Source organism: Micromonospora sp. CPCC 205539, from assembly GCF_036906815.1.
Classification (GTDB): Bacteria; Actinomycetota; Actinomycetes; order Mycobacteriales; family Micromonosporaceae; genus Micromonospora.
In genome coordinates, this window is record NZ_JBAKHW010000012.1 from 1 (window position 1) to 12,064 (window position 12,064).

At 69.5% G+C, this 12,064-nt stretch carries 7 protein-coding genes; 5 read left to right on the forward strand and 2 right to left on the reverse strand.

The window, feature by feature from the left end; genetic code table 11:
* Positions 1-588 precede the first annotated feature (588 nt).
* The 5 genes from V6V47_RS12735 (at position 589) to V6V47_RS12755 (ending at position 10,022) form a co-directional block, all read left to right on the forward strand.
* Entirely contained in the window at positions 589-1,023 is a 435-nt protein-coding gene (locus V6V47_RS12735; RefSeq protein ID WP_334628377.1) for a VOC family protein, read from the forward strand.
* Positions 1,024-1,487: 464 nt separating this feature from the next.
* Entirely contained in the window at positions 1,488-4,226 is a 2,739-nt protein-coding gene (locus V6V47_RS12740; protein ID WP_334628378.1) for a helix-turn-helix transcriptional regulator, read from the forward strand.
* Between the two features lie 297 nt (positions 4,227-4,523).
* Positions 4,524-4,805 (forward strand): hypothetical protein, encoded by a 282-nt coding sequence (locus V6V47_RS12745; RefSeq protein ID WP_334628379.1) that lies wholly within the window; start codon positions 4,524-4,526, stop codon positions 4,803-4,805.
* A gap of 174 nt (positions 4,806-4,979) precedes the next feature.
* Positions 4,980-5,729 carry a hypothetical protein gene (locus V6V47_RS12750; protein ID WP_334628380.1) on the forward strand — a complete coding sequence of 250 codons (750 nt, stop codon included), beginning with the start codon at positions 4,980-4,982 and terminating at the stop codon, positions 5,727-5,729.
* A gap of 1,161 nt (positions 5,730-6,890) precedes the next feature.
* Positions 6,891-10,022, forward strand: a complete 3,132-nt coding sequence (locus tag V6V47_RS12755) for a BTAD domain-containing putative transcriptional regulator (protein WP_334628381.1) — start codon at positions 6,891-6,893, stop codon at positions 10,020-10,022.
* Positions 10,023-10,026: 4 nt separating this feature from the next.
* Here the strand turns inward: V6V47_RS12755 and V6V47_RS12760 are convergent, their stop codons facing one another.
* Both V6V47_RS12760 and V6V47_RS12765 read right to left on the reverse strand, forming a co-directional pair.
* Positions 10,027-10,863, reverse strand: coding sequence for an ABC transporter permease (locus tag V6V47_RS12760; protein ID WP_334628382.1), 837 nt, complete (start codon positions 10,861-10,863; stop codon positions 10,027-10,029).
* A complete protein-coding gene (locus V6V47_RS12765) occupies positions 10,860-11,819 on the reverse strand; it encodes an ATP-binding cassette domain-containing protein (RefSeq protein ID WP_334628383.1) in 960 nt (319 codons plus the stop codon). The genes V6V47_RS12760 and V6V47_RS12765 overlap by 4 nt, the downstream gene beginning before the upstream one ends.
* Positions 11,820-12,064 lie beyond the last annotated feature (245 nt).

Genomic DNA, 12,064 nt, shown 5'->3' on the forward strand with positions numbered 1-12,064 from the left:
CGGTGGGCAGCCGATGAGAGAGCCACCCCGCCGGTCACCTCGACCAAGCCTGGCCGGGCTGCGGTCGTAGCACCAGTACATAAGTAGCCGATGACAGTGCACCCGATCATGTGCTGGTAAACATGCCCCGGAGGACCGTGACTGGGACGGCCCGGTTGGTCAAAACACCGGCGTGACCCGCCCCAGGCAGCAGAACATTGACGGAGTGACTTATGCCTTCAGCGACGTACGATGGTGGGAGCCGTTCGGCGATGGGCTAACGATGCTCGGCTCGATGGCGCACAGGGATCGGTTGCTGCTACGGGCCATCGCGCGGCACGCTGCACACCTGGCCAGCGGACAGCACGTCGATCTGCCCGGTCTGGCGGCGACGATGCGGCAGCGGCTGGCGGCGGGTGAAGGCTTGGACGCCCTGCTCCCCGAGGCCTTCAACGCAATGCGCGAAGCGTACCGCCGTACGACGGGCCATGGGCCCGGGGCCCGGGCAGGTGCTCATCCTCGCGGGTCTGGCGCTTCATCGGGGCGCGGTGGCGCAGCTAGCCTCGGGCCCGTGGAGACGACGAAAGACCCCACTTCTATGCTGGGCCGATGGCATCGGTCAAACAGATCCAAGTCACCTTCGACTGCGCAGATCCTGAGCGCGTCGCTCGCTTCTGGTGCGAGGTGTTGGGGTACGTCGTACCGCCGCCACCGGAGGGGTTTGCTAGTTGGGGCGATTTCAATCGCACGCTGCCGCCTGAGCGTCAGGGTTCAGCGTTCGCCTGCAGTGATCCCTCAGGTGTGGGTCCGCGACTGTACTTCCAGCGCGTTCCCGAAGGCAAGGTCGTCAAGAATCGGGCGCATCTTGACGTGCGGGTCGGCACCGGGCTCGTGGGTGAGGAGCGCCTGGCCGCACTTGAGGCCGAATGCGCACGACTGGTCGCGCTCGGCGCGGTACGCGGGCGACTACTGCGCGCCGATGGCGACAACGAGTCGTGCCTCGGGATGCAGGACATCGAGGGCAACGAGTTCTGTCTCGCCTGAGTGGCCGCGAACGTGGCACCTTCGCGAGTCGACTGGTGCAGTTCACCACCGCGAGGGTCGCCGTCCCGCAGCGCGCCAACGGTCCTGATCCAGAACCACCCCTCGCCCCCGATGCCCCCCCCCCGCATCCGGTGACCCCTACTGGTGGACGCCCTTGAAGATTGCAGGCACTAGGTATGCCTAGGCGGCCCGCGCACTCCGCTAAACCCCGCTGAGCAGTGAAGATAGGTAAGCGCTGCCCGATGTGGCAGCACTCTTGTCAACCGAAGATTGATCCATCAGCGGTTGACAAGGAGACAAGCCATGTTGATAGACCCGGGCACGATGCTGGCTCTGGCGAACGATCGTCGCCGCGAGTTGATCGCCGAGGCCGACAGGGAGCGCCTACTCACCAGCGCCCGCCGGGCCCGCCCGGCCCGTAACGCCCTGGCCGTCCGTGGACAGCCCGACGGTACCCTCACGTCGTGCGAACCATCCGCGGCGGTGCCAGCCCAATGATGATCGGGCGGGAAAGCGAGCTGCGCCGGTTGGCGCAGCTCGCTTCGGCGCGTGAGCCGGCGGTTGCGCTCATCGCGGGCGAGCCGGGCATCGGAAAGACCCGGCTGGTGCACGAGCTGCTGACAACCGTGTCGGCGGAGACCGTAGTGCTGGTCGGCCAGGCGGAACCCGGCTCGCTGTCTCGGCCGTACGAGGTGCTCCTGGACGCTATCGACGGCCGTCCAGAGAGCGACGAGGAGCAGCTTGCGGCCCTCGCGGACCCGCGGCGCAGCCCGGTCGAGCGCCTGCACACCGGCCTCGCCATCCTGGCCGACCTGATCGGCGACTCCCCCGCGGTCATCGTCTTCGAGGACCTACATTGGGCCGACTCGGAGAGCGCGGCGCTGTTCGAGCGGATCGCCGACCAGCGCGGGCCGCGGCTGCTCATCGGAACGTACCGGCCGGACGAGGTGACCCGCCGCCAACCGGTGGCTGGCCTGCTGGCCCGGATGGAACGCCGGCACACCGTCACCCACGTACGTCTGGATCGCCTCATCCCCTCGCAGACCGCGGCGTTGTTGGCGGCGGCCACCGGCGCTCCGGCGCCGCTGCGCGCCGTGGCGGCACTGCACCACCGCACTGGCGGCAACCCGTTCTTCCTGGAGGAGTTGCTGCGCGCGCTGCCCGGGTACGACGTGGAGGCGCTGGTCGAGCAGCCGCTGCCGTGGAGCCTCGCCGAGGTGTTACGCCGCCAGGTCGACGACCTCGACCCGGTCAGCCACCGCGTCGTCGAGGCGGCTACCGTGCTCGGCCACCGCATCCCGTTCGACTTGCTCGCCGACGTGACCGGTGTGGGCGAGGACGAGCTCATCGCCGTGTTGCGCGACCTGGTCACCCGGGGCGTGCTGGTCGAGTCCGGCGATGACGAGTTCGCGTTCCGGCACGCGCTGGTGCGCGAGGCGATTGCCGACCAGATGCTCGGCCGGCAGCGACGCCGGCTGCACGAGACAGCACTCGACGTACTCCTGAAAGGTGGTGCCTCCGACCCAGCCATGGTGGCGCACCACGCCCGCGGCGCCGGCCGGTACGACGACATGATCGCCGCGGCCCGCCGCGGCACTGCGCTCTACCTCTCCATCGGCTCCGCCTACCAGGCCCTGCAGCTGGCGGAGATGGGCCTCGACGAGGTGCCCGACGACACCGGCCTGCTTGCCGGCGCCGCCCGGGCGACGTGGCTGGCCGGCCTGCTGGATGACGCCCTGCGGTACGGCCGGCGCTGGCGTGACGTCGCCTGCACCACGACCGACCGGGCTGAGTCGCTGTACCTCCTGGTCCGCATCGCGTGGGAGTCCCGTGAGACCGACGAGATGCGCGCCCTGACGCACGACATCGGGACCCTGATCGCGCAGCTTCCCCCCGGCGCCGACCAGGCGCGGGCGATGACCGCGATCGCGCAGTCGGCGTACCTGCGCGACGACCTCGACGCGGCACTGCTCTGGTCCGACCGCGCGCTGGCGCTGGCGGACGAATTCGACCTGCCGGCCGTCCGCCTGGCGGCGCTGATCGAGAAGGGCTCGACGCTCACTGAGCGCCCGCAGACCGCCGCCGCCGGCCGCAAGATCCTTTCCGCACTCGTTGACGAGGCCGAAAAGGCGGGCGAGTGGGTGCTGGCCGCCCGTGCCCTCAACGACCTGGTACACGGCGAGCCATCCACCTCGCCGGCCGAGCACGCCGAGACACTGGAACGGATGCGGGTCAACGCCGAGCGAGCCGGCTTCGAGTCACTCGCGGTGGCCACGTACTTCCAGGGCCGAGCCCGGCTCGCGGTGCGGGCCGGCGACCTGCGCGCCGCGATCGCGGCGCTGGAGGAGGGTCGCGAACAGGACCGCAGCTACCGGCGCCGGGGCCGCTGGGCCGACTACCACGGGGTCTTCCTCGCCGGGCTCTATCTGGAGGTCGGCGAGCTGGACCAGGTCGAGCAGCTCGTCACCGACCTGGCAGCGCTGCCCGACAACTGGCCGGCGACGATTCCCGGCCTCGCGTTCCACCTCGCCTGCCGTCGCGGCGACCTCCCGCGTGCCGAAGCGAGCCTGGAGGAACTCATCGCGGCCTTACTCGAGCAGCCGTGGCGCAGCGATGAACAGGCCCACGACCTGATCTCTGCCGCGCTTCATATCGGCTTGCCGGCGCACCGGCTCGACCAGATGGCCACCGCGCTACTCGACGCCGACGTCTGGGACGCCTACCGGACACTCGTTGACGCCCAGCTCGCGGAGGCGCGCAGCCAGTACGCCGAGGCGCTGGCCGGCTACCTGTCCATCGCCGAGGCCCACATCCTGGGGCCGGCGACCCGCGGCACCGTACGCGTCGGCGCCGCCCGCTGTCTGCTCGCAAACGACCGGCGCGAGGAGGCCACCGCGCAGGTGGAGGCGGCCGCACCCCTGCTGGCCGAGTGGCGTGGCTGGCGGGTGGCCCAGCTCGCCCAGGTCCGCGCTCAGCTGGGTATGGCGCCGGTCGACGCGGCGCCTGCGGTAACCGGCCCGACCGCCCTAACCCCCCGCGAGCGGGAAGTGGCAGTACTGATCAGCGACGGGCTGACCAACACCGAGCTGGCCCGACGCCTGTACATCTCACCGAAAACCGCCGCCGTTCACGTCTCGAACATCCTGCGGAAGCTGGGCGTCTCGTCCCGGACCGAGGTGGGCCACCTCGTCGGGCAGCACTGACCGCCACCGCCAACGCAGCCCTCCGCGAAGCTCAACCACCGCCGGCGGTGGCGTTTCCGGCTCGGCGCCTCGGGGTCGCCGGCCCTGCCCGGGTCCACCGCGCCGACGGCGCCCACGATGGCTTGATCCCATGCCCTCATCTGCCGCAATGATGCTGCCATCCTCGAGCAGAAGGGCTCGGCGTAGGTAGTCCTGCTCGATGAGTGTCGGGGCTGCCGGTAGGGCACATCGTTCATGGCGACGGTCCTCTGGGCAGATGGGTCGGTATGGCTGCGGCATCGGTGTCGCGTTGGAGCGGTGAGGAACTGGTCGAGACTGTTCGAACTCAAGCGCTACTGGCAGGTCTCGCTGGCCGCGCTGCTGATGCGCGCCCGCAGGCTCGGCCGCATGAGCGACGGCACCTACCTAACCGCGATCAAGGCCGCCTCGGCTCGCGGATGGCGGCGGGTCGAACCAGTCCCGCTCGGCGCCCCCGAGCGCCCCTGCCACCTACTGAACTTTCTCACCTCGACCGCGAGCGGAACCGCCCGCCAGCAGATGCCCACCTCTGTCATCTCCGCACTCGCCGCGGCCGCGTAGCCCGCGCAGTCACTGACCAACCGGCCCGTCAAGGGCGCGCCCACCGGACCAGCAACGATCCTGGCGTGGAATATCGTCCACACCGACCTACCCTCGACGGCCCCGCCAACCAGGCGCCCTCGCGCGGGCCGAGCCGGGCCGAGTGACCGATCGAGGTGGCCAGCGTCGTCCATCATGTTCACCATGGAGTTGAGACCGCCCGCGCAGAGCGACCGCCGGCAAGGACTGAGCAAGACCGCCGAGATGGTGGTCTCCGCGATCCCTGGTGTTGGCGGGCCGCTCGGGGTTGCGCTCGCCGACGTGCTCGTGCGAAAGCACAACCGGCGCATGGAGGAGTGGCTCACCGACCTGGCCGTCGCCCTGCATGAGCTGAAGGAACGCGTGGGCGACTTCGAGCACCTCGCGGACAACGAGGCGTTTATGGACGCAGTGTCGGCGGGAACCCGGATCGTCGAACGGAGTCGCCGAGAGAAGCGCGAGTTGCTCCGCAACGCGGTGCTCAATACTGCCCTTGCTGGCGACCCGAACGAAGATCAACTGCATGTCTTCTTTGATCTAGTCGATCAACTCCCGCCAGTTGCACTGCGTTTGCTCAAATTCTTGGCAGACCCTCAGTACCGCGAGGAAATCGTCGGCAACGAGCAGGAATTCTTGGAATCCGAGTTGGTGCTTGTCGCCGATATCGCGCATCGGTTTTCGCCGGGGCAGCCACCAGGCTACGACAGCGGCGACGCGGAGGTCCTCCTGGAGAAGCAGTGCGAGCGCCTCAGGGACGAGGGACTGCTCGACGTCGGCGCACTCAGCGAAGCCGGGTACAACAACGATCACCGATACTTCGCCCACCATGTCCGGCTGGACGCGGTCACGCGGTTCGGTCGATCCTTCCTGGCCTTCATCGAAGATCCACGCGACCAAAACGCCTGAACAGGGCGCTGGCGGGTTGACTGCAAGATTCTTGATGCCGTCCAGCGTGAGGCTCCCGAACCGCCACCACGCCGCCGAGTCGGCAAGAGTGCCGTCCAGCCGGCCTGCTGAACGCTTCTCTTGCTGCATCGACCGGGCCGCAGCGCACGCCAGATGTTGCGGTCCAACGATGCAGTCAAAAACACGCGATGCCCTGGGATCGGGAGCCGATACGATCGATAGACGTTATCGCGCATCCGCACTCTGAGCAGGCAGAGGCCTTGCCCGCAAATCTTCAGCAACCGATCACAGCAGTGCCGCCCTGCGACCAATTGTTGATCCACGGGAAGCAAGAATCCGCAGGTCAACGGCCTGCGGCGACGCAAATAGTAGCTGATTAGGAAACCGATGCTCTATCCCCTGAGCTACGGGGGCGCGAGTGGTCAGTCTCGCGACCTGGGGGTTCACCTGGGGTTGCAGGGAGTGGCCCACGTTCACCCACGTCACCCGCGCCCCCGTTCTCCCAGCCCAGGACCACAGCCCGAGCACACGGATCCGGTTTGCGACCGGCGGTCGGCCGCAGTGGCTCCCGTCGGCACCGGTTGATTCGGGTTGGCATCCGCTGGAGAGCACACACACCGAGCACATCACGCAAGATCACGTACGCCGCCCCGCTCCCTCCCAAGGGTCACCGCACGGCAGGAGCGCGCCTCGGCGACAACCCGTCCGCGGGCTTCGAGCGCTGGCTCATGTCGCGACACGGACTCCGGGCCAGCATTTGCCGGGCGGTGGCGGAGGACTCGTGCCGGGAGATCTTCCGGCCGGCCCCGGACGCGCGGGTGTGCCAGGCGGCCTGAGAGGGTATTCGAGAGGCGTTGGAGTACTAACACTACGTCCGCATCGTGGAACAGTCCTCCTACGGCTGGCTCAACGACATCCGCATCGTGGATCACGCTCTGCCGCCCAGCAAGTTCCTTCGAGCCTGACACCAGCGCGTTCGCGGCCCGGTCCCGGGGCCGCGAACCCGCGCTGACTCGGGCGAAGTGCGCGCCACGATCCTTCTCGTCGGTGAATTCTTGTTGGGTTCATGGGCAAGACGATCGCTGCCGGCGCGGACACAGCACTCTCAGCCAGCCGCTACCCCGCTGACGACCACTGAGAGGATCATGGGAGGTTACCGATGTGCGAATCGTTCTGCTCGGTGCAGTCCAGGCCTTCCACGATGACGGGGTGCCCGTCGAGATCGGCGGTGTGCGGTTGCGCATGCTGCTGGCCCGGCTGGCGGTGGAGGCCGGGCGGCCCGTGTCGGCTGAGTCGCTGATCGACGACCTGTGGGGTGAGGACCCGCCGACAGGAGCGACCAGCGCGCTGCAGGGCCTGGTGTCGCGGCTGCGCAAGGCGCTGGGCGCAGCCGGTGGAGTCGAGCTGGTGGCTGGAGGTTACCGGTTGCCGGTGCGCGCTGAGGATGTGGACGTCTGCCGTTTCGAGGAGCTGGCGGCCAAGGGCAGGCGCGAGCTGGCTGCAGGACGGGCCAAGGAGGCGTCGGCGCTGTTGGGCGCCGCGCTCGGGTTGTGGCAGGGCCCGGCGCTGGCCGATGTGCTGGACGCCCGGTTCGCGAGCCTGCTGGTCACCCGCCTCGACGGTATACGCGCCGCCGCCGTCGAGGATCGGTTCGACGCGGAGTTGAAGCTGGGCCGCCATGGCGAGGTGCTCACCGACCTGAACACCGCCGCCGCGGCTCAACCGCTGAACGAGCGGCTTGCGGAGCTACTCATGCGCGGGTTGGCGGCGGCGGGCCGCCAGTCCGACGCGCTGGCGGCATACGAGGACATCCGCGCGAGCCTGTCCGACGAGCTTGGCGTCGACCCGTCTCCCGAACTGCAGAAGACCCATGTGTCGTTGCTGCGCGGAGACCTGGACCGGCCCGCCGCGCAACCGGGCCAGGCGGCACCTGCGCCTCGGCTGCCAATTCCGCTGACCAGCTTCTTCGGGCGAGAGCGCGAACTGGGCCGAGTGGCGCAACTGCTGGCGGTGTCACGGCTGGTCACGATCATCGGGCCGGGTGGGGCGGGCAAGACCCGCCTGTCGCTGGAGGCGGCAGCCCTTGACCGGGCACACGAGGGCCGGATCTGGTTCGTACCCCTGGCTGGTCTCAGCGCCGCCGATCCACTACCGGACGCCGTGCTCGCGGCGTTGAACGGCCTGTACAAGGCCGGTGGCATGGAGCAGGTCGCCGCGTTGGACCGGCTGACCGAACTTCTCGACGTCGGCGACGCGCTGCTGGTGCTGGATAACTGCGAGCACGTGGTCGAGGCGGCGGCAGAGCTGGCCGCGCGGCTGCTGGACAGACTGCCCCAACTGCGAATCCTGACCACCAGCCGGGAACCGCTGGCGATCACCGGCGAGGCTCTGTGTCACCTGGGCCCGCTGGAGCTACCGTCGGAGGATTCGGACCCGGCCGAGGCCGCGGCGTCGGCAGCGGTGCGGATGCTCGCCGACCGGGCTGTCAGCGTCGCGCCGGGCTTCGTGCTCGACGCGACCACCACCGGCGCCGTGGTGGAGATCTGCCGGCGCCTGGACGGGATGCCGCTGGCTCTGGAACTTGCGGCGGCCAGGATGCGTTCCATGAGCGTGGTGCAGATCGCCCGCCGTCTCGATGACCGCTTCCGGCTGCTCGCCTCGGGCAGCAGGACCGCGCTGCCGCGCCAGCGGACGCTGCAGGCGGTGGTCGAGTGGAGTTGGGAGCTTCTGGACGAGCCGGAGCGGAGGCTGGCCCGGCGGTTGTCGGCTCTGCCCGGCGGCGCGACCCTGACCGTGCTGGAACAGGTCTGCGCCGACGACTGCCTGCGCGCCGACGACGTGGTTTATGTGCTCGGCTCGCTGGTGGAGAAGTCGCTGGTTCAGCAGGACGGCGCCCGGTACCGGATGCTGGAGACCATCCGCGCCTATGCCGCTGTCCGGCTGGCCGAGTCCGGTGACGACGTGCCGGCGGGTTTCGCCGCGTACTTCCTCGCGCTCGCCGAGGAGCAGGAGCCACTGCTGCGCAGGCGTGAGCAGCTGGAGGCAATCGCTGTCTTCGACGCCGAACACGACAATCTGGCGTGGGCGCTCCGCGCGGCGTTCGAGGCTGGCGACGTGGAGATGGCCGTACGGTTTGTCCGGGCCATGTTCTGGTACTGGGGCATCCGGGGCATGACCACCCAGTTCGAGACGTTCCTCGACGAGGTGCTCGCGTTCCGGGGCGAGTTGCCGCCCGATGCCCGGGCCGCCTTCGAGATCGTCAGGGGTGCCTCGGGCGGCCGGCCGGGCAAGGCGCGGCAGGCCGACGACAACCCGAGAGCCGCGCTCGGGTTCCATCCCGCGCTGCCGCTGCTGCGGATGTCCCAACTGGTCGGTGAGGACGGTGGGCTTCAAGAGGTGCTGGCACACCCCGACCCGTGGGTGCGGGCCAGCGCGCACTGGGCCCGGGATTTCCTGCTGTCCGAGCGGGGCGACCCGTACAGCGGCGCGGAATCCCGGCGCGAGGCCCTGCGCGGGTTCGAGGAGGTAGGCGACCGCTGGGGCCTGGTGATGAGCTACCTGTCCATGGGCCGCGAGCACACCCTGCGGGGCGAGTTCTCCCTCTCCATCGCCGACTATGAGCGGGCGCTGGCCGTCGCCACCGAACTCGGCACCGAGCAGCACCTGTTCTCCACCTGTGCAGCGTTGTCCATGGCGCGGATACGGGCCGGTGACATCGAGGGCGCGCTGCTAGGCCTGCAAGCGGCCCAACGGCAGGCCATGGTGCGGGGCCACCGGCGCTTGGCGAACTCGCTGTGGGGCTACCGGGCCAGCGCGCATTGCCGGGCCGGCGAGATCGAGCAGGCGGATCAGGCCCTCGACCGCGAAGAAGCCGCCATGGACCGGTTGCTGTACCCCGAGGACGTGGGCCCGGACCTGATCGCCGGCTTTCGGCTCTCCATCCGGCTCGCCGCAGGCGACGTCGGTCCGGCGCGTGAGCTGCTGCCCCGGGCGGTCCGGGGTCTGCTGGCCTACGGCAACGCCAACGGCACGGCGTGGGCGGCAGAACTGTGGTCAGGTCTGCTGTGCCTGGAGGGTGACGCCGTGGGCGCGGCCACCGCACTGGGAATCGCGCAGGTGATCCGCGGCGCGCTGCTCAGCGGCGACCCTGACACAAGCGAGCTGATCGGCCGTCTCGTGGCGGCGATCGGCGTAACCGATTTCCAGGCCGCCTTCGACCGCGGCGCCACGATGGCCCGCCCGGACGCGCTTGACCGGCTGGCCCGGGAAGCGGGCCAGCCGGTCGCGTCGTGACAGGTCAAGCGGCGTTCTTGCGGTAGGAGCGCATGGCCAGCGGGAAGAAGACCACGATGACGCCGACCATCCAAGCCAGGCTGCCCAGCAGTGGGCCGATGACCTCGCCACCGTTCATCAGGCCGCGCAGCGTCTCGGACATGACGCTGACGGGATTGACGTTGGACCAGGCCTGCAGCCAGCCCGGCATTGTCTGGGAGGGGACGAAGACGTTGCTGGCGAAAGTCAGCGGCAGGATGAGGATGGTCATGATGCCCTGCACCGCGCCGGGTGACTTCACGAGCATGCCGAGGAAGACCGAGATCCAGCTGAAGCTCAGCCCGAAGGCGAGCAGCACCCCGATCGCGACCGGCAGCGCGGCCAGGCTCGTCTGCACCCGGTAACCCATGGCGAACGCCAGGGCGAGCAGGACGGTCAGCGCGACCAGGTAGCGCACGAGGTCGGCCAGTACCGCGCCGATCAGCGGAGCTGAGCGGGCTATCGGCATGCTCCGGAACCGGTCGAAGACGCCGGTGCTGGCGTCGGCGTTGAGCGAGACGCCGATTCCGATGCTGGCCTGGAAGACCGTCATGACCATGATGCCGGGGACGACCGTCTGCAGGTACGCGTCGATGTCGCCGCCGCCGATGGCCCCGCCGAACAGGTAGACGAACATGAGCAGGAACACCACCGGCGTCAGGATGACATCGGCGAGCATCGCCGGAGACTTGCGCAGTTTGGTCACCCCGCGCCCGGCCAGGGCGAGGCCGTGCCCGGCGGCGCGTAGCGGACCGATGCGCAGCGGGGCGGTGTACGCGGCGACGCGCGGGGTGTGGGGCTGGGCGATGGCGGAGGCGGTCATGCCGGAGTCCTTTCAGTGGAGTGGGTGTTCTGGCGGGTCATGGCCAGGAAGACCTCGTCGAGGCTGGGCAGGCGCAGGCCCAGTTCGTCGACGGTGATGCCGGCCGCGTCCAACCGCCGTACCAGCGCGGAGACCAGCATCGGGTCGGCGGTGGGCACCGCCATCACGCCGGTGTTGTCGTCGCGGTCCGGGGTGGCGTCGGTGAGCTGGGTGAGCATCCCGGCGACGGCGTCCATGTCGGTGGTCAGGGTGGGGCGCACGTGCAGGATCTGGCCGCCGATCCGGCGCTTGAGGTCGCCGGGGCGCCCCTCGGCCACGACCCGGCCCTGGTCGATGACCGTGATCCGGTCGGCGAGTTGGTCGGCTTCCTCGAGGTACTGGGTGGTGAGCAGCACCGTCGTGCCGTCCAGTACGAGGCCGCGCACGACGTCCCACAGGCCGTTACGGGCCTGCGGATCCAGACCCGTGGTCGGCTCGTCCAGGAACAGCACCCGGGGCCGGCCGATCAGGCTGGCGGCCAGGTCCAGCCGGCGGCGCATACCCCCGGAGAACGTCGCGATCGGGCGGGTGGCTGCGTCGGTGAGCTCGAACCGCTCCAGCAACTCCATCGCACGGGCCCTGGCCTGACGCCCTGACAGGTCGAGCAGCCGCCCCAACAGTACGAGGTTCTCCACCGCGGAAAGCGTCTCGTCGACCGAGGCGTACTGCCCGGTCAGCCCGATCAGCCCGCGGACTCGGACCGGGTCGCCGACCACGTCGTGCCCGCCGATCGTCGCCCGTCCGCCGTCGGGGCGCAGCAACGTGGCCAGGATCCGGACGGTGGTGGTCTTGCCGGCCCCGTTCGGACCGAGCACGCCGACCACCGTTCCGGCCGGCACCTCCAGATCGACGCCATTCAGCGCGAACACGTCCCCGTATCGCTTGATCAGGCCCTCGGCCCGGATCGCATATGACATCTCGACTCCCTCGTTCTCGATGGGACTCACGATTCCGCCGGCTACTGACAGCGCTCCGACAGCGCGCTGTCAGCGGCTGTCAGCGCCGGGAGGGTGCGCGCGTTCACCGCTGACGGACCCTGTCAGCGCATCGTCGGCACGCCGGCGGCAGCGGCGGCGGGCGATGTCAGCCGCACAAGCCGGCCGCGCCTTACGGGCAGCAAGCCCGACAGCAACGGCACCAGTCAGAACAGAAGGCGACGCAC

Excerpts from the sequence above, each read along its gene's own strand:
- V6V47_RS12750 (WP_334628380.1), top strand. The coding sequence starts at position 4,980 with ATGTTCACCATGGAGTTGAGACCGCCCGCGCAGAGCGACCGCCGGCAA.
- V6V47_RS12735 (WP_334628377.1), top strand. The coding sequence starts at position 589 with ATGGCATCGGTCAAACAGATCCAAGTCACCTTCGACTGCGCAGATCCT.
- V6V47_RS12765 (WP_334628383.1), bottom strand. The coding sequence starts at position 11,819 with ATGTCATATGCGATCCGGGCCGAGGGCCTGATCAAGCGATACGGGGAC.
- V6V47_RS12760 (WP_334628382.1), bottom strand. The coding sequence starts at position 10,863 with ATGACCGCCTCCGCCATCGCCCAGCCCCACACCCCGCGCGTCGCCGCG.